This is a genomic window from Alteromonas stellipolaris (assembly GCF_001562115.1).
GTDB lineage: Bacteria > Pseudomonadota > Gammaproteobacteria > Enterobacterales > Alteromonadaceae > Alteromonas > Alteromonas stellipolaris.
In genome coordinates this window covers 109,006-131,930 of sequence record NZ_CP013927.1, presented here as the reverse complement: position 1 = coordinate 131,930, position 22,925 = coordinate 109,006, and the positions used below count along the sequence as shown (strand labels likewise).

Genomic DNA, 22,925 nt, shown 5'->3' with positions numbered 1-22,925 from the left:
CAGCCTCCTAAAAGCCATAACTGAATTGAACAGCGAAGCGTTTGTCATCAGGACCATCGGCAACATCCGTATCCTCATAACCAACCTTGATGACCGAACGAGGATCCAACCAGTAATTAAATCCAAGCATCCATCGCTTTGCCTCGTCTACCTTGTTGGTCTGTGCATGCTCAATGACAATTTCACTACTACCAATCCCATTGATAATGGTGACCAATAAAAAATGTCCCTTGCAAGAACAACCCATTGCGAGAAAGTGAATTAACAACTTCCTCATGGTCTTGCTCAATAAACGCTTCCGTTTTTGTACGAATATACTCTCCTCTTACCATCAGATGCGTACTGATGAAATTAATGTCAACACCATTTGCTTTAATATCTAACTGGCTGTTTTCGTCATACGCACCTTGGTAATAGGAAGTGCCGATTTCAATTGAAGGGAGTAACGCAACGGCAAGCCGACCACCAAACGCCTTGTTACTATTGTTGTCTGAGCTTGTCGCTTCGAATTCCACTTCAGGAAAAGTTTCTGTGTGTTCATCCCCGTCTGTATCCGGATCTAATGAGTTAGCAGGTGAAGACAAACGAGCAAGGGCGATATTGTGGTCGTCATCAACTTCCTCTTCATCATGAGATGTTTCAGAACTAGGCCCATTTGTCATAAAGACATCCAGAAAAACCTTGGCTGAACCCACTTGATAGACTTGTTGTGCTGCAATACCAATATCGCTCAAAATCGGCAACATAGGATCCATTGCTTGACTAGAGCCGTGTGCACCATATATTCCAGGAGTCCATATGCTGCGATTTATCCAACTGGGATGCCAGTTGGCACTAAATTGGCCAAACGGTAATAGAAATTTCCCCGCTGTAATCGTTGTATTGTTGTATTGTTGTTCACAAAATAATGGATATCAGCATATTCAAGTTCGGTTTGGGTCTCACCATTTTCATTGATACTTACTTCAAGTTCCGCCTCTACATGCATCTTGTCATTTAGGTTAAACAAAAAGATTGGTACAAAGCGCGTTGAAAAACTGTCAGTACCCGCGACATCGGCAGTTTCATATTTTACATCTCCGTATCCAACAAAGACGAATCGATCATTGGATTGTGCCGCATGCGCTGGCGTTTGCCAGACGATAGCAGCCGAACAAAAAGTCACTAATTGTATTGTTTTAACCATCCGCATAGCATTTTCCCACTCTATTTTTTGCGATTAATTAACGTAATATTTTTTAATCACTTAGCTGCGTATTTAATATAGGTTGTATCCTATTGGTATGGGTTTCCCACTTCTTGATTTGGATCAATCTTTTCAAATAAGTAGATTACAAGATGATTACATTTTCGTAATAAAACCATTTACTTACTTAAATTTTTCCTCATTTCAAATATGAACCAGCACAAATATTTCTCTGGCTAGACTGGACATAAAAATCACAAATAGATTGAGTTCATTTGGCATAATTTAGGCGTCAATTTTTGACTATGAGCACGCGAACGCGAGTTGGTAAGGAAACTAAATTTTGTTTAATGCTTTGATTCCATGTATGGGCCGAACATTAAAATTGTGTGCTGCAGTGGTCGATTACTGTCGACCATTGTTGGATCATTTCGTTGAATTAAATTTGCGGCTATGGTCGTGCAACCACGAAGTATTTCGTATACTAGTGCTTGCCCAGCCAGAAAATCCTGCTCGACTGTCCCACTCTCAAGTCGATTTTTGACACCATCATTTACGGTGAACTAACGTTTTTTTCGACTACCCGGTGGCGAAGAATGACAACTCCACGGCTTGTGCTTTGCATTTTCCCTGATGTTTTCATCGACAAATTGATAATAACCTTCTTTAAAATTCGTCCACCAATCATGAGATATATCGCCGCCGTTTAGCTTCACTATGTTTTCAATACCGTCAAGTTCACAATGGGTTACGTCATAGCCTATATGTAAGGTCTGTTTATGACCTTCAAAAGAAACAGCGTCGACACCAAACGCGGCATCGATATCGCGAATAATAGCGCTGATTTTAGTGTCATCAATGTTCGTCAATTTAAGGTGGCGAAGCACTAGGTTCGCCTCTGATACACCGACTCTGTGTTCTAAGTCGCTCATAAGATGTTTTCTCCTTTTTCCATTGCACTTAAAATCTACTAGTTATATTTTGGCTTGCTTAATAAATGACTTCCATTGCTCTATGCGCGGAATAAACATTGGCACATGTGCTTTGTAAGCCAAATATTCTCCCCCAAATTCAGCAATCACTTTTTTCTCTTCGCGCAAAGACAGACGATAATAAATAAAAACAATTATTGGAAAGAGTGCCACTGAAAATAAAGTAGGCCAATGCACAACGCCTTCGCCAAATAGCGCAATACACAAGCCTGTATATTGGGGATGTCTTGCCAACGCGTACAAGCCATCTGTCACTAATTTTTTCTCTTGTCGCGCTTTATAAACTTGGCGCCAACCTTGAAAAAACAGGCCAATACCCAAGAATAATAAAATGTATCCCAAGACCATTGAGATCATCATGCCAGTCTCTCCCACACCTAAAAGAGACGACCACAAATTGGCACTAAGCTCAGTTCTATCCAGACCTCCAAAACGTGCCAAGAGGTAAATGGTCAATGGAAAACCATACATTTCGGCATACAAGGCAATGATAAAAGCTTGTACTACGCCCGCCCCTGCCCACTCGTGCCAAGATGAGGGTGCCATATACTTATATAGGTACCAAGACGCAACGACTATCATGATCAGCGCTAAAATCCATATACCTGAATGTGCTATCGGTTCGTTCATAAATCTATCTCCACTAGTAGATAGTCAAAACACGCATTGCTGCTATTTCGCTTTGCTACCAAAAAAATTATACAACGGCACCCAAATAAGGGTGATAAACCAGCCGTACATATAGCTCTCTACGAGCCCTAAAAAGAAACTTTGCCAGCTAAGCCATTCAACGCCTGGCAACAACTTTAACCAAACGTCATACATGGCGCTTTGTGGAAACAACAAGCCAAACGCGACGCAAAGGACAAAACTGATGCTGATAAACAGACTACTTGCATGACCAAAGGCCATTAATGATATTTTATGGGTCACGATATCGCTCCTGCATTGTTAAGTTTATCGATATACTTTTCGGGTTGTTGGTCAAACTCGTCAAGACAGTGCTTCGAGCAAAAGCGATAAAGCTCCCCCTCGTGCAGTTTCCCGTATCCTTGTTCTGGCTCCACAACTTTGTGGCAAACCGGATCTATGATGGGTTCCACTTTGTTCGAACTTGTATCTTTATGATAACCATGTGACATATGTGATCCACAACCCAAACGCATCATCAGGTAGAAGAAAACCGCAAATAACAAAAATGAAAATACGCCGTCCATTTATCACCTCCTAGTTAAGTTGAGCAATTGGGCTCAGTTCTTTTACTGTTTATAGAATTGAAGAATGCTTATATTCCTCGACTCATTCGAAAATCAACTCACCCACATACATTTTCATTTGGCAGTGAAAAGCGTGCTGTCCCGGCTCTGTGGGCGGTATCGATACAGTCACTTTTTTGTTTAAGGTCAAGCTTGCATTGATATCCAAATCTGGGATTTGTAAAGACTCAGAGCAAGGGGATGAATCTACCCTCGTAAATGTGAGCATTGCTTTTTGATTGGCTGGCAGCCTTATTTTCGAGGGTTGATAAACGCCATCTTTAACTAATATTTCAATCGCGCCATCTTGTATGGCGACACTGGCGGATTTATATATCCAAAACCACCACACAATAAGCGCGATAAGTGCTGCTCCTGCTAAATTTATCCACAACATAATTCAAACCTCCTAGTGATCTTTTGCTTTAAAAAAGCGCAGACGATTGGCATTAGTTACTACCGTTAATGACGAAAATGCCATAGCAGCGCCAGCTATTATGGGGCTTAATAACAAACCAAAGAATGGATATAAAATACCGGCCGCTATCGGCACACCTGCCACGTTGTAAATGAATGCGCCAAACAGATTTTGTTTGATGTTTGTTAAAGTCGCTTTGCTCACAGCAATAGCATCGGCTAAGCCATGCAATGAACCGCGCATAAGGGTGATATCAGCGCTCTCAATGGCGACATCAGTGCCAGTGCCGATGGCGAAACCAACATTGGCGTGTGCCAAAGCAGGCGCATCATTAATACCGTCGCCGGTCATGCCGACTATTTCGCCCTCTTTCTGCAATTGGGCGACTTTGTTCGCTTTATCCTCTGGCATGACTTCAGCGACAAATTCTGTGATCCCTACTTTGCTCGCAATGGCTTTTGCCGTTAAGCGGTTATCGCCAGTTAACATAACAATGCGGATCCCATTACTCTGAAGGCGTTTAATGGCCTCGATCGAGTCTGTTTTAATGGGGTCAGCGACCGCTATTACGGCAGCTATTTTATTGTTAATAGCAAAGTACATCGGGGTTTTAGCCTCTTCGGCAAGTGTTTGAGCTCTGTCTATGAACGCTCGAATGTCTATGCTGCGTTCTTTCATTAGCTTTTCGTTACCAAACAACAGCTGACTGTCATCAAGTACCGCTTCTACGCCTTTACCAGCAATTGAAGCAAAAGCACTAACTCTACGCGCTTCAATACCTTGTTCTTTAGCGCTTTCTAAAATGGCCATTGCCAGAGGATGCTCAGAGCCCGCTTCAATACTCGCAGCAAGCATTAATACATGCTGTCTAATTTGCCCCTCAGCTAATAATAGGTCGGTAACCTTTGGAGCACCTTCGGTGATGGTGCCCGTCTTATCAAGGATCATGGTGGTTATTTTTGACGCTGTTTGCAGCGCTTCACCGTTTCGGATCAACACGCCAGCTTCTGCAGCTTTACCCACCCCAACCATTACCGACATGGGTGTAGCCAATCCCAGCGCACAAGGGCAAGCGATGATCAGCACTGTGGTTGCCGACACAATCGCAAATGCGACTGCTGACGAGGGGCCAAAATTTAGCCATGCTAGTGCACTAAGCACCGCGATAATCATAATTACCGGGACAAAGTACGCTGAAATCACATCCGCTAAACGCCCTATTGGTGGTTTAGAATTCTGCGCTCTTTTAACCATATTGATGATTTGCGCAAGCGCAGTATCTTTGCCTACACGCGTCGCTTTAAATACAACTGAACCAGACTTGTTAATGGTGCCAGCCACCACTTTGTCTCCATCACTTTTCTCAACGGGCATAGGCTCACCCGTTAACATGGATTCATCAACCGCCGTATGCCCTTCAACTACTAAGCCATCAACGGATATTTTTTCACCTGGACGCACCCTAATTAAGTCATTGAGCAACACATCTTCTATCGGGATATCAATATCTTTGCCGTCTCTAACCACCCTTGCAGTTTTGGCTTGCAAACCAATTAGTCGTTTAATCGCTTCTGAGGTTTTCCCACGCGCTTTTACCTCTAGTGCTAAACCTAGATTAATTAAACCAATGATCATGGCGGTCGCTTCAAAATAGACATGACGCGCCATTTGCGGCAATAGTTCTGGAACGGCAACGACCACCATCGAATATACCCATGCGGTGCCCGTCCCAAGTGCAATGAGCGTATCCATATTGGCTGAATGATTTTTTAACGAATTCCACGCGCCAATATAGAAATGCTTGCCTGAGAAGTACATCACGCCAAGTGTTGCCAAACCAACCGCTAACCATCCAATTCGCTCACCTGTGGTATTGACCGTCATCTCGCCTATCATGAGGCCATATATCATCAGTGGTACACCGAGTAACAGCGCAATAGTCATGTCTCGCATGAGCTTTTTATAATACTGCCAATCGGCTTTTTCTTTTTCGTCTAGCGCTTCTTCTTCTGAACCACTGGTATCCACTTTTGCGTTATACCCAGCAATTTCAACTGCCGTAATTAGGCTCGCGTCCTTAACGTTGCCAGTAACAATTACACTGCGTTGTGCGAAGTTCATATCTGCACTTTTCACGCCCTTAACAGCGCGCAGTGCTTTTTCAATTTTAGTCACGCAGCTAGCACAACTAGCACCATCAATAATTAATTGGTGTTCTTCTGTTTCAGCGGCGTTAACACTGTTAAGCGCGTCAACCTTACCTTGCTGAATCTCGTCTTTATTAGGTGTGACTTCTCCGCTGGGGTCTTTTTTATTGCTGCAGCATGAGTGTTTAGCTTCACTCTCGGCATTGTTTGTTTTACTCATTAAACCCTCCATTTAAAACGGTTAAGTGTTTTTATTTATATAGATTACTGGTTCTGTTTTTCATTTTGCATAAGCCCGAAATCTTCAATCAAATGGCAGACAACATTATTACAGGGCGCTTTGTCCGGCATTTTTTCCCATGTCTTGACTGCGTCCTGCATTCGGTCTCGCAGCTTGGCCATTTCAATAAATCGTTGTTCCGTTTCCTGCAGCCTTTTTTCAATTAACACTCTAACCGTTGGGCAAGGTGTTTTACCTTCATCCGACTCGGAAAAGATTTTTGCTATATCACCAATGGAGAAGCCTAAATCGCGGGCGCTTAGAATGAATCGAAGACGACTTTGTTCAGACCTATCATAGAATTTATAACCATTCTTCAATGCCTTTGATGGACGAAGTAAGCCAATCCTCGTGTAATATCGGACGGTGTCTTTTTTTATGCGGAATGTGTCAGCTAATTCTGTCACTTGCATATCAGGCTCCTTTTGAACTTTGTTTACATCTCCAATTCAAGAAATAATGCTTGTCTTAGGTACTGTTGCTGCAGGATAAACCTGTGAGTTGCTCACAGGTCAATATTTATTTTTAACCTTATGGTGCTGACATCGACCAAACAACCACTAGCACTCAAATTTCTGAAAGGATTATTGAACCGGAGGCTTGAACCAATCATCAGAAACTTTGTTTTTACGTTTTACCAATAAACAAGATGCTAGAGGAGTTACGGTGGCACACCACTGATTCGACGGCCTGATCCGCTTGCTACAAAACCCAACCAACTATCAATGTCGACGTGATTGCAACCTCATTAAAAAGCATTTAGAGCACTCCGTTACTCGCGCAGATGAACTTTACGATTTAGGTTCAAACTCAACGATATCATTTGCAAGAACATTCCCACTTACGATAGTGGCGTCAGCAAAATGCTCATTTTTTATGCCTCCTAATCTTACTTTCCCCACATACTCTCTGGAGTAACCTGATTCACCTTCTGTGATCACGCTTTCATCATAAACAGCGCGATAGACGCTAAAGATCTTATCCACTTGCAGATTGTTAGTATTCGAAACGCAAACTACCAACTCGTTTCCGTTGGTTGATACAACCTGACCGCTCATGATGTAATCATGATAAATTTGACTTGCACAGCCTCCTAAAAAGAATAAAGAAACTGTTAATACCGTTAGTATTTTAGTGCTATTTTTCATGAACCTTTCCTCGCTAATGCTGATAAAAATTTCGTTAAGTGTACGTTGTAAAAATCTTATACATCGCGAAAGCAAGCATACTGAGGTGGCTGTCAACTTACATGATCTACATCAATGATTTACGGCAATTGCATTACCATTCAATTACATTTTTGTAATGAAAACATCGTGATAAATATCTAGCTAGCGTAACGAACCATGTTACCTACAATCAATTGGACCAATGTATATGCGTAATTTTCCATTTATCGTCGTGCTTCTTCAGCGTAATCGTTTCATTACCTATTCGGTCAATATTTTTATCTTTGTAGGTCCCTTTTACGCTGCTTCTTGATATCGATATTGCTACAACATCGAATTGAGTAACATGGTGTTCAATAGACTCAATTGTCATTGCTTTTAAATATTTCATATCAGATAGCATATGATGACTCGCATACTCCTGTGCGCTTCTTTCAACGCCCTTTCCTTCGAGTATCAATACGTCATCAGCAAGCAAACCACGGGCGGTTTGCGCATCACCGGTTTCGAGAGCTTTATGAAACGCTAACACAGTCTTGCCAGCTGACGTTTCAAGACCAGTGAACATCGTCGATTTTGTATCTTTATCCGCGTCATTTTCATGAGAAAATACTGACCCACTCAACAGAATAAGAGTGAAAATTGTAAGGAGCTTGGGTTGAATAATGTGTTTCATATATATGACCTTTAATAAATAAATTAATAAGTTAACAGTGGCACCCGATTACATCGGTGGCCCAACTGCTGTTGTGACAACGCTAGTAGTGATTAATACGAGCAGACCTACACACGCTTCAGCAAATATAGAATGTCTTAATTTTATGTGTCCATTTTCTTTTTGTACTATGTGAGGTACGAGAAAAAACTTATGCGCGAACGCAAAGACGAGCAGCATCAAAACGCCGGAAATTTTGAGCATGAAAAGTTGACCATAGGGGCTATAAAAAAGCGCATCGATGTTTGGCAATAGCTGCACCAACATTCCTGAACCGACAATCAGCAATATAGTCACTCCCCATGACGCAAAACGACCAAACCTGTCCATCAATACATAAAGTTCGTTTCTGTTAAAGGAGGTACATGCATTTATCAATGGCAAGAGGGAACCAAGCCATGCAAAGGCCACCACAACATGCAGGGTAATAAGGGCGATACTTCCAAACCCAAGCGTATTGGTATGTCCAGAAAGGGTAAATGAAGCGCTGAGCAGCAATATTACTATAAGAGCAAAGAGCCCAAATAAAACTAACTCGGTCTTACTATTCAGAGGATTAGTTAGCCTTAATATATAAATCATCATAGCTGCTGCTAAGACAAACGCTATTGCTCTAACAAGGGTCAATGTGCCAACTGAGCTAACCCAAAGCATATTAAGCATAATGGGTTCAGTCATTCCTTTTAAACCTGTTTCGGACATGTTTCCCACTTGCACGAAAAAGTCAAAAATGTTAGCGATCAATCCAACAGTAATAAATAAAACACCATACTGGCTAATGCTTGTTTGCCATTGTCTAACAACATAGTAGCGAGTTGGTAGAGCATCGAGGTGCGTAAATAAAAGCATCATTGAAAAACCACCAATGGCCGCCGCTATGCCTAAATACACCAGGAATTTATTCAATATGAGTAATGTTGTCCAAATTTCTGGTGTCATGATAGTTCCCTGTTAATGGTTGTTATGCTCTGAGTGATCCATCTTTTTGTATTTCATATCTTTCATCCCTTTCATTTTGTCCATTGCATGGACCATAAACGAAAAGTCTCCCTTCATTTTATGCCCATCATCACCCATGATTGTCCAAGATACTTTGTAGGTACTTGGCATTAACATAGGCAAATTGTAGGAAAAGGTGCCACTTGCCTCCATGCTTGGTTTGAACGCTGTTTCGATAGGCTCTCCTTTAGTATTAGCGATAGATAAGCTCACCAAACGAACAGGATTACCAAACGTCACTTCTATCACTTCAGGACTTTTCATCAACATGGCATTGTTAGCAGGCATAGATGATGTTAGTCCTGTATGCGCTAAAACAGACATGCTGGTCATTGCTGCGAATATTATTGCGATATATTTTTTCATTTTTTTCTCACTTAGTTATTGTTTAAATTTAAGGGTTAAAAGTTGTCATCTAATTTGTGTATTTGCCTCCTTTTCCACAGCAAATAAATAGCGGGCAATACCAGCAAGGTAAGTAACACAGCACTCATCATGCCTCCTACCATCGGTGCGGCAATGCGACTCATAACTTCTGCACCTGTGCCGGTTCCATACAATATAGGTAATAGGCCCAGAATAATGGCCATCGCTGTCATCATCACAGGTCTAACTCGAAGTCCAGCGCCATGCAACACTGCTTCTGTCAATTCAGCATCACTTGGTTTGGTGTTGTCCTCTCGGCAACGCTCAAGTAGCGCGTTGTACTCTTGGTTGAGATACACGAGCATAATGACGCCTATTTCAACCGCGACACCTGCTAGTGCAATGAACCCAACGCCGACTGCAACAGAGAAGTTAAATCCTTCGAGATACATCAACCAAATACTCCCCACCATGGCTAAGGGCAATGTACCCATAATAATGGCAACCTCAGTCACGTTTCTAAAATTCAAATACAGCAGAATAATAATGATAGCTAGCGTGAGTGGTACCACATAAGTCAGTTTCTCTTTGGCTCGCTGCATATATTCGTATTGACCTGACCACGTGATTGAGTAACCTGCTGGCAATACCAATTGATCGCTTACCGCTTTTTGGGCGGCCACTACATAGGTGCCAATGTCTACGCCATCAATATCGACAAATACCCAACCATTTAAGCGCGCGTTTTCACTTTTTATGCCTGGAGGCCCATCTTCAATGTACACATCGGCAACATCTGCCAGAGCGATGCGTTTACCCTGTGGCGTTATTATTGGCAATAGGGATAATGCTTGAGGTGACGAACGATATGACTGAGGGTAGCGGACGTTAACCGGGTATCGCTCTAGCCCTTCAACGCTTTGCGTCACATTCATGCCGCCTACAGCGCTTGCCACAACCGACTGAATATCAGCGATATTCAAGCCATATCGTGCCGCTCTTTCGCGCTGAATATCGACCTTCACATAACGACCGCCTGCAACGCGTTCGGAATAAACAGAAGCTGTCCCATCAACCTTCGTTAAGATTGTTTCAATTTGCTGCCCAATCCCTTGTATTTCTGTAAGTTCGGGACCGCCAATCTTTATTCCCACAGGGGTTTTGATACCAGTTGCTAGCATGTCAATACGGGTTTTGATTGGCATTACCCAGGCGTTCGTCAGACCCGGAAAGTCGATCAAACCATCAAGTTCTTTGATTAGGTCTTTGGTGGTAAGCCCTTCGCGCCATTCATCATGAGGCTTCAATTGAATGAAGGTTTCAATCATAGTCAGAGGTGCGGGATCAGTTGCCGTATCCGCTCTGCCCACTTTGCCAAACACCGTTTCCACCTCTGGAACGGTGTAGATCAACTTATTGGTTTGTTGTAACAATTCACGCGCTTTACCAATAGATATCCCCGCATACGTGGTTGGCATATACATCAAGTCACCTTCATCCAATGGTGGAATGAACTCACTACCAATTTTATTAATTGGCCAAAAGCCAATCACTAAGACCACTAATGCACCTAAAAGCGTTAGCTTAGGGAAACGAAGAACTGTTTTGAGTGAAGGCATATACAACCACGATAAACCCTTGTTCACTGGGTTTTTGTGCTCTGCGAGTACTTTGCCTCTTATAAAATACCCCATCAACACAGGCACAAGCGTAATCGCTAGTGCAGCCGATGCAGCCATCGCGTACGTTTTAGTAAAGGCCAGTGGTGCAAACATTCTCCCTTCTTGCGCTTCGAGGGTAAACACAGGCACAAAACTTACCGTTATAATAAGTAGACTAAAGAACAGTGCAGGCCCTACTTCTGTAGCCGAGTCCACTACAATCTGCCAACGGTTTTCTTTCGTAAGTGGCGTGCGCTCCATGTGTTTGTGCATATTCTCAATCATGACAATAGCACCGTCAATCATGGCCCCAATGGCAATCGCGATACCTCCTAGAGACATAATATTCGCGTTGATACCTTGAAAATACATCACAATAAATGCCGCTAAGATACCTACCGGTAAACTCACTATTGCCACGAGTGACGACCGCACATGAAATAGGAAAGCCACACATACAAGCGCCACTACCGCGAACTCTTCTAAGAGTTTAAAGCCTAGATTGTTAACAGCACGCTCTATTAAGGCTGAACGATCGTAGACAGTGACAACTTCAACACCATCAGGAAGCCCTTTTTTGAGTTCCTCGAGTTTTGCTTTAACGCCATCAATCGTTTTCTGTGCATTTTCGCCATAGCGCATGACAACAATACCACCCACGGTTTCGCCCTCGCCATTAAGCTCGGCTATACCGCGGCGCATTTGTGGGCCAATTTGTACATCGGCAATGTCCTTTATTAAAAGTGGTGTTCCATTGTCATTGACACCAAGTGGGATCAACTCTATGTCACTTTTGTTCTCGATATAACCTGTTGCTCGAACCATGTATTCAGCTTCGGCCATTTCAATAACTGATGCACCGACCTCTTGATTACCTCGCTTAATTGCCATTTGTATGTGCGATAAGGGTATGCCATACGCCCTTAGTTTTTCAGGATCAACGCGAACTTGATACTGCTTGACCATGCCGCCAATGGCGGATACTTCCGAAACACCGGATACTGTTTGTAACTCAAATTTTAAAAACCAATCCTGTAAACTGCGCAATTGACTAATATCGTGTTGGCCGGTTTTATCAATCAGAGCATACAAATACACCCAGCCTACACCGGTCGCGTCAGGCCCTAACTGCGGTCTTGCGTTATCAGGTAAATTAGGTGCAACTTGGGACAAATACTCGAGTACTCGGCTTCGTGCCCAATACAGATCGGTATCATCATCGAAGATAATGTAAACGTAAGAATCACCAAAAAATGAATAGCCGCGCACCGTTTTAGCCCCAGGAACCGATAACATTGCGGTGGTTAGTGGGTAGGTAACTTGATCTTCGACAACCTGTGGTGCTTGTCCAGGGTAACTTGTTTTTATGATGACCTGCACATCTGACAAATCAGGAAGTGCGTCCACAGGCGTATTTTTTACCGTAACAAGACCGCCACCGACGATAATTAATGCCAAAAGCAATACAAAAAATCGATTGGTAACAGACCATCTTATAATGGCTGCAATCATTAGTGTTGTCCTCCATGGCTAGAGTGATCGACTTCCATTTTCGTTGTATCCGGTTTGGCAGACTTATCCATATCATTCATATTATGCATGTCATGCATACCGTCCATATCATCCATGTTTTCCATCTGTATCATATTGCCATTTTCATCAACAATATGGATGGTAGTGACCAAGTAGTCACCAGTGTCTAACTTAGTAATTTGGAGGTGCAGTGACATCCCTGCAGATAACTGTGAAATATCAATGTCATCTGCGACATTGAAATCCATGGTCATGCTAGGCCAGCCCCAATCTTCAATCTCTGCATGATCGAGATTAACCATACGGTGTTCTATCATTACGCTGTTTATGGTTGCTGTTGTCCACACCATGGTAGGCGCAGCATCTGGCTCTTCCATTCGTTTGAAATCTGATGAAATACTGCTTTCTGAGTCCAACAAGAACTGCGCCGAGGTGACAATGCGATCATCGTTATTCAAGCCCGCTAAAATTTCCGTATATTCATTCACAATATTGCCTACTTCAACTTCAACTGATTTGAAACGACCCTCGCCTAATGCCAACACGACTCTATCTTGTGTGCCTGTGCGTATAACTGCTTCGGTAGGAACCAGTAAGTTTTCATCGTCTAAGTCAGAATGAATGGTCACTTGAGCAAACATGTTTGGTTTTAAGAAGTAGTCTGGATTTTCAAACCTTAGACGTGCTTTCAATGTTCTTGTTTTTTCGTCGAGCGTTGGGTAAACGTAGTCGACTTGCCCTTGCCATTCTTTGCCTGGTAAATACTCTAAGGTCATCGTTACGGCTAACCCTTCTTCAATCAGATTAGATTGACGTTCAAATATTTCAGCATCTACCCATACTTCGTCTAAGGCACCAATCGATAAAATAGTGATACCAGGTTTTACATAAAAACCTTGTCTAACATTGAGATTATCTACAAAACCAGTTTGTGGGGCAGTAAAGGTAATTGTGTGTTGCACTTTACCAGTATTATTCAATTTTTTAATAGCTGACGCCGGCATTTGTAGGGCTTCTAAACGCGATGATGCTGCCTCAATAAGATTCTTATTGTTGCGAGTGCGTGCGAGTAAATACTCTTCTTGCGCGTTGACTAATTCAGGAGAATAAAGCGCGTATAGTGGCTCACCTTTTTTAACATAATCACCGGCGGCTTTAACGTAAAGATTATCAATCCACCCCTCTACGCGAGGATGAATGTGAACGAGGGTGTCTTCGTTGTATTGCACATAGCCCACTGTTCTGATGGGCACATGTAAGGCCTTTTTCTCAACTTTAGCGGTTCTTACACCCAAATTATTTTCCACATTAGGATGTATTTTTATCGTTCCAGGACTATCAGCATTGTTACCACCGTCGTCATAAACGGGGATCAGGTCCATACCCATCGGAGACTTTCCAGGCGTATCTCTTCTATAGTTAGGATCCATTGGCGCGACCCAATACAAGGGTTTGTCCGCGTCAACGGTACTATCAGAAGGACTGTTGTGGCTTGTCGGCATCATGTAGGTATAAACAAGCGCAGTAATTACTGCACCTGCAAACAAGCCTATGGCAAGCGTGCTAGTGTTTTTCATTATTTCTCTCCGAAACGAGTATTGGCGATTGATGGCTCATCGCTAAAAAAGTAGTTTAATTGTGATTGGGACTTGAGTAAGTCTACGTCAATGTTGAGAGCATCTATTCTGGCGTTTAGATCAGCTATTCTCGCCCTAACAACTTCAGCAAAATCACCGTCATCGTTGGTATATGCGGTTAATGAAGCCTCTGCTTGGTCACTCATTTGTATTAATATATCGGTTTGGTACAAGGCTTCTCGTTGCTGCAGTCTTCGGTGAGCGGCATAGGCTGATTGTAGTTGCGATAGTAGTGACCTTAGGGCGAGCCTTTTTTCAGTTTTGATCGCCTCAGTTTGACTGATGGCCGCGGACACTTCTTGGTCTTGTTTATTGCCTGTAAACAGAGGAACATCAAAAGTTACTCCAACAGAGATAAAGTCAGGTCTGCTGCGCCCTAGCTGGTCGTCTTCGCGATAAGCATAACTTGCATTAACTCCCCATTGCGGTTTGTATTGCTGTTTGGCTAAGTCTATACCGGTATTACTTGCTTCAATCTTTTGCTCTATTGCCAGCACAGCGGGGTGATTATTCAGCAACTCTGCTAATATATGGATATTGCCGTTTTCTAACTCTTTCGTGGCATTCAAATATAAGCGCGGGATTGTTGGTGCTTTTGCAGGTAGGTCAACATGTTGCTGGTAACGCTGCGTATTTGTAAACCAAGTCTGGTCATCCAACAACCATTCTAATAGTTCTGCTGTTGCTTGTTCTTTTTGAGAATGCAGTTTGGTAAGTCTATCTTCAAGTCTGGTCAGTTCGAGCTGCGCTCTCACAATGTCCTGCTGGCGTACTTTGCCGACAGCGGACGAGTAACTGGCTTGTGCAATTTCGCCTAACTGTTCGAACAAGGCTCGGTCTTGCTCAATCAATGCAATAGTTTGCTGTGCGCGAAATATCTCTAACCACTTCATTGATACTGTCAGCGTTGTTTTAGCTATTCTATCTTGACGCATTATTGGATGCTGTTTGGCAAGCTCTTGCAGTTGCTTACGACGGATATCCAAACTATCTCCCCGTGAAAACATTTGCGACACGCCTGCTTTTAGCTGGGTCATAGGCTCTTGGTCAAAAGCAAACCCATCGGTAGGCAAGTTCGCTAAGCCAATCGACATAACTGGGTCAGGTAAACTAGATGCCGCAACGCTGTTTGCCATTATTGCTTCCTCACTATACTCGCTCCCCTTCAACCAAGGGTCTTGTTTGACGGCCGCCGTTATAGCTTCTTCTAGGGTTAAGATACTTGAGTCAGCAGCAACAGCATGGGCAGCAACTAATATAAACGTTGCTATTGACATCAAAGTTATGAAAGGTTTCATCAAAATTGCTCCTCGTAAGTCGCTATCTCTGCGTAAACTGTTGCGCTACCGTCGGCATGCAAAAGGAGGATTTGATAAGGCATAAAACGTTCTCCCATTTCCATTCCAGGCGAACCAACAGGCATAGCAGGCACTGATAAGCCAATACTATTCGTAGGCACTTTAGCTAGGTATTGTTTGATGTATTTCGAAGGTACATGTCCTTCAAACACGTAACCGTCTTTTGACTCTGCTGTGTGACAAGAGCGATAGTTAGGCGCAATGCCTTTGTCTTCTTTTAGATCGTTTAGATATGTTATGTTGTTAGCCGAAATGTCAAATCCGCTCTCTTCGGCATGAGTTATCCATTTTTGGCAGCAGTTGCATGTCCTGCTTTTAAATACAGTCAGCTCAATGGGGGTTGCCAGTGTTGAATCATTTGTGGCTATTTCAAGTGTGTCAATATCAGATGCGTCTGAGCATGCAGTCATTATCAAAACCGATGCAAATATGCTTGCCTTCATTAGTAACAATATAGAAAATTTCATAGTGAATTCCTCTTCAATGAATTGTGTTTAGTATGATTAAGCGAAAACACCGTAGTAGCTTACAAAAGGTTATTTTCACAAAGTTGTTATTAAAAAACGGGAGTAACTAAACAGTAAGGCGCTTCGGAGGGCGTTGCAGTTGCGCGGGAAAGATACTTGTAAATGCTGAAATAAAAGAAGCCCCTTTTATTTCAGTGAAATTTGGTTCCACTGATAGATCGTCATCGATAAGTACAGCAATGGTTAATAAAGCGGCGGGGCAACAACAGTCCTTAGCGCAACAATTCAAGTCGCGACTATCTATTTCGTCATTATCCATTTCGCTTTTAGTGTCAGATGAACTGTAAGTATCCAGTTCGCTCATACTAGGCATCACCATATCGTCTTGCGAGCAAGGCATATTAGCAGCAGAAAATGCCTGTGCACTTTGCGATACAATCATCGTGATGATGAAAATGATGTGTATAAAACGTTTTGACAATTTAAGCTTATCCAAAGTTTCGAGGATTTAAAATACTCTATTAAATACAAAATTTGCATTCATGATCCTGACCGCAAATTTATATTACAGATTCAACCTGACACGATGATTACGTGCAGATTACAATTCTGTCATCAAGCCAATATTTAGTGCGTTTTTAACTTATACTGCGGGTTCGCGATTTGCTCATCTATGAAATTAAGTAGAAAACGCGAGCGCACACAAAAATTAGATGCTGTAGTCTAGTCTCATGAACTGGAGCTTAAATGAAAATACTGGTAGTTGAAGATGAACCCAAAACGGGCGATTACATCAAACAAGGTCTGTCAGAAGCGGGCTTCGTTATTGAATTGGTTAGAAACGGTTTAGACGGTCACCATAAAGCCATGGCAGGTAATTTTGAACTGGTCATTCTGGATGTGATGTTGCCTGACATAGACGGTTGGAAAATAATGAGCTCCTTACGAGAATCAAACAACCCCACTCCTGTATTATTTTTAACAGCCAGAGACAGTGTTAAAGACAGAGTTAAAGGGCTTGAGTTAGGCGCTGACGATTACCTAGTAAAGCCTTTTGCCTTTGCAGAATTACTTGCTCGAGTGCGCTCATTGCTACGGCGAAGCATTGCAGTACCAACCAATACCCTCGCAATTGCCGATTTACAGCTAGATATACCCTCTCGCATTGCCACTCGCGCAGGTAAAACCATTAATCTCACGACCAAAGAATTTACCTTACTTGAGCTCATGGTTAGGCGGCAAGGAGAAGTGCTGCCGCGATCACTAATTGCCTCACAAGTCTGGGACATTAATTTTGACAGCGACACCAACGTGATTGACGTGGCTATTAGACGTCTCAGAGCAAAAATTGACGATGAATTTTCTCCAAAGTTAATCCAAACTATTCGTGGTATGGGCTACAAATTATCAGCGGTCGACAATGAATAAGTGGTTTACTGTGCCTAACTCTCTTGCTTTTCGCACAACCAGCTTAGTTGGAATAACGGTCCTATTATGCTTTTCGGTGATGCATGCAATTGTCATCCATTCAATAGAGCAGCATTTTACCGAGCAAGATGCGTCTGAACTCAACGAAGTTTACCTGGCTGTTGATGCCAAGCTTAAAGAAGCAGCACTGAACAATACACCTCCTTCGGAAACCTTGTTTGAAGCGGTTTCTGGCCACCATGGTGTTTACTATCATGTTGAAAACGCACGAGGCGAAACACTCTTCTCAAGTAAGGACGCCGATTTTAGTTTTTTTCCTAAGAATTCGCCCACTTTAGAAACCGTAGCGCCTGATAATTTAATATTGTTTGAAGACACTCAGCATATGTTGCGTGCAACTAAGCTGGCAACGAGTGTCAGTTTAAATGGCCTAGAAGAAACGTACAGCATTATTGTTGCTTCAAATATGGAATTCCATATGACGTATATGGAAAGTTTTAAGAAGACGCTATGGCTAATTACTATCTTCGCAGCCATTGTGACGATATTGGCCGCTAGAGTCGCGATTTACAGAGGTCATTCGCCACTTCGAAACTTAAGTAGAAAAATTGAAACAATATCTGCTGACCATTTAGATGCGAGATTAAGCACAAATGGCGTCCCAACTGAATTAACGGTTTTAGTCGATTCATTCAATACTATGATCCAAAAGTTGGAAGATGGTTTTTTAAGACTGTCCTTTTTTTCCGCCGATATCGCACATGAATTAAGAACCCCAATCACTAATTTGACGACACAAACGCAAGTAATTTTAAACCGAGAAAGAGGCAACGACGAGTATACGGACATACTTTATTCGCATCTTGAAGAATATGAAAGAATGAGCAAAATGGTCAGCGACATGTTGTTGCTAGCGCAAACCGAGCATGGATTGATTACACCCAGTAAGGACAAAATAGCCGTTAACCAAGAGATAAAGGACTTAACTGAGTATTTTGAAGTGCTTTCTGATGAGAAAGATATAACGCTTACCGTGCGCGGCCCGCAAATTGAGTTAGTGTGTGATAAAACAATGTTTCGCCAGGCACTTAGTAATTTGATATCTAACGCAATTCGTTACTCACCTAACGATGATGAAATTGTTATTCAAACAAAAGACTCAACTGATGCCATCTCCATTTCGATAATTAACCATGGAGATATCATCCCTGAAGAACATTTGAGTCGTTTGTTTGATCGCTTCTACCGAACAGATTTCTCGCGCAAGCGAGATGGGCAAGGTGCGGGACTTGGCTTAACGATTGCCAAGTCGTTTATAAAAGTTAACGGGGGCGATATCTATGCAGAATCTTCAACCCAAAACACCTGCTTCACTATAAAATTCATGAAAAATAAAAAATAAAAAATATAATGTGCTGATAAAAAACGACTTACGTTTGACGTCAAGTAGATCAGCTGTCTATTATCGAATTCTTAACACTGGGGTGACAACTATTGGCACAAAATCTTGTTGAACTTGTCATGAATCCATCATAAAAGGCAATTCACAGTCACCGCAGATGATATTTAATGACGCCTTCCCATAAACTTTCGTATTGCAACCCGGGCAGATATGCTTTGTTCGCGTTTGGCGCTTGGCAACTTCACGGATGAAAAAAGAATCTGGCATAGCCGTGAAGTCCTCGCGCTCAGACGAAAATGAAACGTTCTGTAATCCATCGCTCAGCGATATGACATTTGCGTTTAGCATGTCGCTTGTATGCGCGCACTGTTCGACTAACGCATTTGGTTGTAATACTGGGCTATCAACAATGACCGGCTCATAAAGTTTCGGTAACGCCAAGCGGTCAACCCAGTTTAAATTGAATGTATCGTCTTGCAGAAGTACGTTTGCCGCTTGCATAAACGGGCCTTGCTTCATAATGAAGTCACTCATATTGCGTCCGACAATTGCTCCGCCCGGCTCTCCTGTATCTGAGGGCATCAAGCCTACATCCATCATCTTTTGCGCCCACTCTTTATTGTGGTAATGACCTTCGCTGGGCAGACCAAAATGAAATTACCATGCGTGTACCATCTCATGAACCAATGTCTGAAAAACCTCTATTATTCTTGATGAAGCAAAATAGGAAGGATTGATACTCAACTCACTGTAGAGCTCACCTTGCGCGTTCCCCCACCGCTTTGCCGCGAAGAATCCCATTGTAGATTCAAGTGGTCAATGCAACAGTTATACTAAAATACTGATTTGCATGAGGACTTTGGATGAAGCGAACAAAACGTACGTTTACTCAAGATGAGAGAACACTTGTTTTTGATTTATGGAAGCAAGGTGCTGGGTTCAGTGATATTGGTCGTATCATTGAGGCAAAGCCTGGCTCGGTCTTCACAATTTTACGTGAAGATGGTGGCATTAAACCTAGACCAAGGCGTCGTAATATTTCTCACCTAACACTTTCAGAACGAGAAGAAATCCGTGTTTCATTGTCTGCAAAGATGAGCATTAGAGCGATAGCTAAACAACTAGGCCGCTCTCCCTCGACCATATCGCGTGAAATCGCCAGAAATAGAGGGCGTAGATATTACAAAGCAGTTGATGCTGATAACCGTGCGAAACGCATGGCCAAGCGGCCAAAGCCAGGTGTTTTAGAAAAATACCCAGAGCTGAAAAAATTGGTTATAGAGAAGCTGGAGTTGAAGTGGTCGCCAGAGCAAATATCTGGTTGGTTACGTGTCGAGTATTCTCGGCGTAAGAAAATGCAGGTATCACACGAAACCATTTGTAAGTCATTGTACGTTAGAGCAAGGAATATCATTCATCACTCGTTGACTGAACATTTACGAAGAAATCGGCCTATGCGGCACAGCCGCTTTCATAGCCGTAAAGGAGACAGAGGCTCCATCAACATAGTTAACGGCATTTCAATTCACGAACGCTCTAAACATATCGAAAATCGACGTTCCCTCGGCCACTGGGAAGGCGACTTAGTAACCGGCTCTAAAAACACTCATATTGCCACATTGGTAGACCGGAAATCGCGTTTCACAATCATCTTGAAGTTAGCAGGAAAAGACGCAGATTCGGTGAATACGGCATTATTGGCGGTGTTTAAAAAAATGCCTTCTAAATACCGCAGGTCGCTTACTTGGGATAGGGGAATGGAACTGGCTAAACATAGCGTTTTAACAGCTGAATTTGGCATGCCAGTTTACTTCTGCGATCCACAATGTCCATGGCAACGAGGTACGAACGAAAACACTAATAGCCTTATTCGACAATACTTTCCTAAGAAAACGGATCTATCACTGCACTCGCAAGAACGACTCAGTGAAGTCGCAACTCAACTAAATGAACGACCAAGAAAAACATTGAAATTTAAAACACCGTCACACATGATTGAAAGGAGTGTTGCGATGTTCACTTGAACCTACAGCCGCGTACTTTGCGAGCGACCAAGAGTAAAGTACGCACTCATTAAAGTGTATGTGGGCAATTCAGAATAACCGTGATGTGTCGGGCACTTAAAGTCTCTCGTTCTGGCTATTACAAGTACCTCACCCGCGATATATCCGCACACCAGCAACGACGCAAACAGCTTCGTGAGCAAACCATGGTGCTCTTTGAGAAATTTCAAAAGCGCTATGGCGCGCCCAGATTAACGCGTGCATTAAAAGCTGAAAACGTGCCCTGCTGCGTTAATACGATAGCGAAAATCATGCAGCAGTTACAGTTACGCGCTCGCAACGGTAGAGCGTTTCGATATTCGCAATATAGCCACAGTAATGTACGCGTAAGTCAAAACGTATTGCGCCGGCAATTTGTGGCGACAAAGCCCAACACGAAGTGGGTCACAGACATTACTTACATTCGATTCAAAGGCCAATGGCATTACTTGGCTACCGTAATGGACTTGTACTCAAGAGCTATTGTTGGCTGGGCATTTGATAGTCATATGACCGAAGAACTTATTATACGAGCCCTCAATATGGCGATTAGTCGACGAGATATTGAGCCTGGGTTAATCATTCACTCCGACAGAGGTGTTCAATATCGCTCTGTGCGATACCAAGACCTGATAATGAGCATCGGTGCTGTATCCAGCATGAGTAGAAGAAGCAACTGCTGGGACAATGCCGTAATAGAATCATTCTTCAGTCGTATGAAAGTCGAACTCATATACGGGGAGAAATTCAACTCGCTTCAGGAAATCAAATCTTGTATCTTCGAATACATTGAGATTTTTTATAATCGCGTACGCCAGCATTCAACACTGGGTTACGTAAGCCCATATGAATACGAAGCGATGTACGCTTAACATGGATGTCCACTTTTAGTGGGTAAGACCAATTTCTTTCAAACAGCAAGGATGTAAATTTTGGTTCGGAATAGAAAAAATAAAGTGACAGTTGCTTACAGTTTTTTATTTCAATCAGACGCATCAGCTGAAAGTGGGTTTAAGGTTATTCAAGAGCGAACAGTCCCCTCAGAATGTTCTATCCGTTATACCAAGGAAGGCAAAGTTATTCTTCGTATCACTAGGCTTCTGGAAAATTCAGAACAAGCTCTATCTGACGTAAAAGAGGAATTGGAATCAGACCTTCAAAGGTATGGAGGTGAGTTTCAGAACTGGAAATATCACGTAATCAGCTCAAACGGATTATTGAAGCCTAAGGTCATAACTCACGCCTCTACTTTACTTGCCTGGTTAACCCCTCCTGGAGATGCAAGGAACTATCGCACCTACAAAATGCCTTTTTACTCATTAGTGTTTGTATTAGCACTAGGTTTAATTGTAGTTTTGTGGGTATGAAATATAACAATACGCTATTGTCACTCACGCTTCGTTCGCTGGGAGCTGGTATCGCCAAACAGGTTAAGTCCCACTTCCCAAACGCTTTTCAAGCAGACCTAGAAACCCAGAAAGATTCAGAAGAAAAGCTAGGCTCGTTTTCATCAGCGGCGGTTCTTATTGACAATCATAAGTTAACAATCGTGAATGCTTATACCCATTTCCATTGGCGCGGTCGTCGAAACAAAGCAGACTACGAAGCTATAAGGAACGTTTTTGCTTTAATTAAGGAAAACTTTAGCAGGGCAAAAAATCGGATACCCACTTATCGGGGCTGGTCTAGCTGGAGGCGACTGGACTGTTATTTCTAAAATAATTAGTGAAGAATTAGCTAACGAAGACCATACATTGGTGCAGTTTGTCTCCTAACAACTCAATTAACTCTTTCACTTCGTTCGCTGGATCGCATACACGCAGGACGGCTTCGCCATTATGCCCTACGTGCCTGCGCCCGCTATCGAAA

25 protein-coding genes are annotated in these 22,925 nt (G+C 42.6%); 5 read left to right on the top strand and 20 right to left on the bottom strand.

The features are described from left to right. Nucleotides 1-7: 7 nt before the first annotated feature. From AVL57_RS20370 to AVL57_RS20280, 19 genes are all read right to left on the bottom strand, one after another. Nucleotides 8-217 carry a hypothetical protein gene (locus AVL57_RS20370; protein ID WP_061093721.1) on the bottom strand — a complete coding sequence of 70 codons (210 nt, stop codon included), beginning with the start codon at nt 215-217 and terminating at the stop codon, nt 8-10. Next, nucleotides 189-746, bottom strand: coding sequence for a hypothetical protein (locus AVL57_RS20365; protein ID WP_156454882.1), 558 nt, complete (start codon nt 744-746; stop codon nt 189-191). Before AVL57_RS20365 ends, AVL57_RS20370 begins: the two co-directional genes overlap by 29 nt. Before the next feature lie 62 nt (nt 747-808). Beyond that, nucleotides 809-1,192, bottom strand: coding sequence for a hypothetical protein (locus AVL57_RS20360; protein WP_061093719.1), 384 nt, complete (start codon nt 1,190-1,192; stop codon nt 809-811). A gap of 557 nt (nt 1,193-1,749) precedes the next feature. Continuing rightward, the gene (locus AVL57_RS20355) at nt 1,750-2,118 is read right to left on the bottom strand and encodes a hypothetical protein (protein WP_061093718.1); all 369 of its coding nucleotides are present in this window, start codon (nt 2,116-2,118) and stop codon (nt 1,750-1,752) included. 42 nt (nt 2,119-2,160) lie between these two features. Continuing rightward, nucleotides 2,161-2,808, bottom strand: a complete 648-nt coding sequence (locus tag AVL57_RS20350; protein ID WP_061093717.1) for a methyltransferase family protein — start codon at nt 2,806-2,808, stop codon at nt 2,161-2,163. 42 nt (nt 2,809-2,850) lie between these two features. Then, the gene (locus AVL57_RS20345) at nt 2,851-3,111 is read right to left on the bottom strand and encodes a DUF5676 family membrane protein (RefSeq protein WP_208805580.1); all 261 of its coding nucleotides are present in this window, start codon (nt 3,109-3,111) and stop codon (nt 2,851-2,853) included. Next, the gene (locus AVL57_RS20340; RefSeq protein WP_061093716.1) at nt 3,108-3,395 is read right to left on the bottom strand and encodes a YHS domain-containing protein; all 288 of its coding nucleotides are present in this window, start codon (nt 3,393-3,395) and stop codon (nt 3,108-3,110) included. The genes AVL57_RS20345 and AVL57_RS20340 overlap by 4 nt, the downstream gene beginning before the upstream one ends. An 82-nt stretch (nt 3,396-3,477) precedes the next feature. Continuing rightward, a complete protein-coding gene (locus AVL57_RS20335; protein WP_082759611.1) occupies nt 3,478-3,831 on the bottom strand; it encodes a cupredoxin domain-containing protein in 354 nt (117 codons plus the stop codon). Between the two features lie 12 nt (nt 3,832-3,843). Next, the gene (locus AVL57_RS20330; RefSeq protein WP_082759608.1) at nt 3,844-6,219 is read right to left on the bottom strand and encodes a heavy metal translocating P-type ATPase; all 2,376 of its coding nucleotides are present in this window, start codon (nt 6,217-6,219) and stop codon (nt 3,844-3,846) included. Nucleotides 6,220-6,263: 44 nt separating this feature from the next. Further along, nucleotides 6,264-6,692 carry a MerR family transcriptional regulator gene (locus tag AVL57_RS20325; RefSeq protein WP_061093714.1) on the bottom strand — a complete coding sequence of 143 codons (429 nt, stop codon included), beginning with the start codon at nt 6,690-6,692 and terminating at the stop codon, nt 6,264-6,266. Nucleotides 6,693-7,070: 378 nt separating this feature from the next. Next, nucleotides 7,071-7,427: a hypothetical protein gene (locus AVL57_RS20320; protein ID WP_061093713.1), complete on the bottom strand. Its 357-nt coding sequence runs from the start codon at nt 7,425-7,427 to the stop codon at nt 7,071-7,073. Between the two features lie 211 nt (nt 7,428-7,638). Next, nucleotides 7,639-8,124 carry a YybH family protein gene (locus AVL57_RS20315; protein WP_208858309.1) on the bottom strand — a complete coding sequence of 162 codons (486 nt, stop codon included), beginning with the start codon at nt 8,122-8,124 and terminating at the stop codon, nt 7,639-7,641. Nucleotides 8,125-8,172: 48 nt separating this feature from the next. Next, nucleotides 8,173-9,102: a CopD family protein gene (locus AVL57_RS20310; protein WP_061093712.1), complete on the bottom strand. Its 930-nt coding sequence runs from the start codon at nt 9,100-9,102 to the stop codon at nt 8,173-8,175. Nucleotides 9,103-9,114: 12 nt separating this feature from the next. Continuing rightward, complete coding sequence (locus tag AVL57_RS20305) at nt 9,115-9,486, bottom strand: copper resistance CopC family protein (protein WP_312038642.1); 372 nt, start codon at nt 9,484-9,486, stop codon at nt 9,115-9,117. A 77-nt stretch (nt 9,487-9,563) separates the two neighbouring features. Then, nucleotides 9,564-12,701: an efflux RND transporter permease subunit gene (locus AVL57_RS20300; RefSeq protein WP_061093711.1), complete on the bottom strand. Its 3,138-nt coding sequence runs from the start codon at nt 12,699-12,701 to the stop codon at nt 9,564-9,566. Then, complete coding sequence (locus tag AVL57_RS20295; protein ID WP_082759604.1) at nt 12,701-14,299, bottom strand: efflux RND transporter periplasmic adaptor subunit; 1,599 nt, start codon at nt 14,297-14,299, stop codon at nt 12,701-12,703. The genes AVL57_RS20300 and AVL57_RS20295 overlap by 1 nt, the downstream gene beginning before the upstream one ends. Then, nucleotides 14,299-15,657: a TolC family protein gene (locus AVL57_RS20290; protein WP_061093710.1), complete on the bottom strand. Its 1,359-nt coding sequence runs from the start codon at nt 15,655-15,657 to the stop codon at nt 14,299-14,301. Before AVL57_RS20290 ends, AVL57_RS20295 begins: the two co-directional genes overlap by 1 nt. After that, nucleotides 15,657-16,184, bottom strand: coding sequence for a DUF411 domain-containing protein (locus AVL57_RS20285; protein WP_061093709.1), 528 nt, complete (start codon nt 16,182-16,184; stop codon nt 15,657-15,659). Before AVL57_RS20285 ends, AVL57_RS20290 begins: the two co-directional genes overlap by 1 nt. 106 nt (nt 16,185-16,290) lie before the next feature. Further along, the gene (locus tag AVL57_RS20280) at nt 16,291-16,665 is read right to left on the bottom strand and encodes a hypothetical protein (protein WP_156454881.1); all 375 of its coding nucleotides are present in this window, start codon (nt 16,663-16,665) and stop codon (nt 16,291-16,293) included. A gap of 266 nt (nt 16,666-16,931) precedes the next feature. Here AVL57_RS20280 and AVL57_RS20275 point away from each other — a divergent pair, with 266 nt between their 5' ends. Both AVL57_RS20275 and AVL57_RS20270 read left to right on the top strand, forming a co-directional pair. Beyond that, on the top strand, nt 16,932-17,612 hold the full coding sequence (locus tag AVL57_RS20275) for a heavy metal response regulator transcription factor (protein ID WP_061093707.1): 681 nt from the start codon (nt 16,932-16,934) through the stop codon (nt 17,610-17,612). Beyond that, a complete protein-coding gene (locus tag AVL57_RS20270; protein ID WP_061093706.1) occupies nt 17,605-19,014 on the top strand; it encodes a heavy metal sensor histidine kinase in 1,410 nt (469 codons plus the stop codon). The genes AVL57_RS20275 and AVL57_RS20270 overlap by 8 nt, the downstream gene beginning before the upstream one ends. A gap of 117 nt (nt 19,015-19,131) precedes the next feature. Here AVL57_RS20270 and AVL57_RS20265 read toward each other — a convergent pair whose 3' ends face one another. Next, on the bottom strand, nt 19,132-19,614 hold the full coding sequence (locus AVL57_RS20265) for a hypothetical protein (RefSeq protein ID WP_061093705.1): 483 nt from the start codon (nt 19,612-19,614) through the stop codon (nt 19,132-19,134). Nucleotides 19,615-19,877: 263 nt separating this feature from the next. Here AVL57_RS20265 and AVL57_RS20260 point away from each other — a divergent pair, with 263 nt between their 5' ends. The 3 genes from AVL57_RS20260 (at nt 19,878) to AVL57_RS20250 (ending at nt 22,423) form a co-directional block, all read left to right on the top strand. Continuing rightward, the gene (locus AVL57_RS20260; protein ID WP_061093704.1) at nt 19,878-21,038 is read left to right on the top strand and encodes an IS30 family transposase; all 1,161 of its coding nucleotides are present in this window, start codon (nt 19,878-19,880) and stop codon (nt 21,036-21,038) included. A gap of 74 nt (nt 21,039-21,112) precedes the next feature. Then, nucleotides 21,113-21,928 carry an IS3 family transposase gene (locus AVL57_RS20255; protein WP_312038643.1) on the top strand — a complete coding sequence of 272 codons (816 nt, stop codon included), beginning with the start codon at nt 21,113-21,115 and terminating at the stop codon, nt 21,926-21,928. Between the two features lie 60 nt (nt 21,929-21,988). Beyond that, nucleotides 21,989-22,423: a hypothetical protein gene (locus AVL57_RS20250; protein ID WP_156454879.1), complete on the top strand. Its 435-nt coding sequence runs from the start codon at nt 21,989-21,991 to the stop codon at nt 22,421-22,423. Nucleotides 22,424-22,925 lie beyond the last annotated feature (502 nt).

Coding starts and splice junctions, on each gene's coding strand:
- AVL57_RS20365 (WP_156454882.1), bottom strand. CDS start 746: ATGTTGCCGATTTTGAGCGATATTGGTATTGCAGCACAACAAGTCTAT.
- AVL57_RS20360 (WP_061093719.1), bottom strand. CDS start 1,192: ATGCGGATGGTTAAAACAATACAATTAGTGACTTTTTGTTCGGCTGCT.
- AVL57_RS20355 (WP_061093718.1), bottom strand. CDS start 2,118: ATGAGCGACTTAGAACACAGAGTCGGTGTATCAGAGGCGAACCTAGTG.
- AVL57_RS20350 (WP_061093717.1), bottom strand. CDS start 2,808: ATGAACGAACCGATAGCACATTCAGGTATATGGATTTTAGCGCTGATC.
- AVL57_RS20340 (WP_061093716.1), bottom strand. CDS start 3,395: ATGGACGGCGTATTTTCATTTTTGTTATTTGCGGTTTTCTTCTACCTG.
- AVL57_RS20335 (WP_082759611.1), bottom strand. CDS start 3,831: ATGTTGTGGATAAATTTAGCAGGAGCAGCACTTATCGCGCTTATTGTG.
- AVL57_RS20330 (WP_082759608.1), bottom strand. CDS start 6,219: ATGAGTAAAACAAACAATGCCGAGAGTGAAGCTAAACACTCATGCTGC.
- AVL57_RS20325 (WP_061093714.1), bottom strand. CDS start 6,692: ATGCAAGTGACAGAATTAGCTGACACATTCCGCATAAAAAAAGACACC.
- AVL57_RS20320 (WP_061093713.1), bottom strand. CDS start 7,427: ATGAAAAATAGCACTAAAATACTAACGGTATTAACAGTTTCTTTATTC.
- AVL57_RS20315 (WP_208858309.1), bottom strand. CDS start 8,124: ATGAAACACATTATTCAACCCAAGCTCCTTACAATTTTCACTCTTATT.
- AVL57_RS20310 (WP_061093712.1), bottom strand. CDS start 9,102: ATGACACCAGAAATTTGGACAACATTACTCATATTGAATAAATTCCTG.
- AVL57_RS20305 (WP_312038642.1), bottom strand. CDS start 9,486: ATGTCTGTTTTAGCGCATACAGGACTAACATCATCTATGCCTGCTAAC.
- AVL57_RS20300 (WP_061093711.1), bottom strand. CDS start 12,701: ATGATTGCAGCCATTATAAGATGGTCTGTTACCAATCGATTTTTTGTA.
- AVL57_RS20295 (WP_082759604.1), bottom strand. CDS start 14,299: ATGAAAAACACTAGCACGCTTGCCATAGGCTTGTTTGCAGGTGCAGTA.
- AVL57_RS20290 (WP_061093710.1), bottom strand. CDS start 15,657: ATGAAACCTTTCATAACTTTGATGTCAATAGCAACGTTTATATTAGTT.
- AVL57_RS20285 (WP_061093709.1), bottom strand. CDS start 16,184: ATGAAATTTTCTATATTGTTACTAATGAAGGCAAGCATATTTGCATCG.
- AVL57_RS20275 (WP_061093707.1), top strand. CDS start 16,932: ATGAAAATACTGGTAGTTGAAGATGAACCCAAAACGGGCGATTACATC.
- AVL57_RS20270 (WP_061093706.1), top strand. CDS start 17,605: ATGAATAAGTGGTTTACTGTGCCTAACTCTCTTGCTTTTCGCACAACC.
- AVL57_RS20265 (WP_061093705.1), bottom strand. CDS start 19,614: ATGATGGATGTAGGCTTGATGCCCTCAGATACAGGAGAGCCGGGCGGA.
- AVL57_RS20260 (WP_061093704.1), top strand. CDS start 19,878: ATGAAGCGAACAAAACGTACGTTTACTCAAGATGAGAGAACACTTGTT.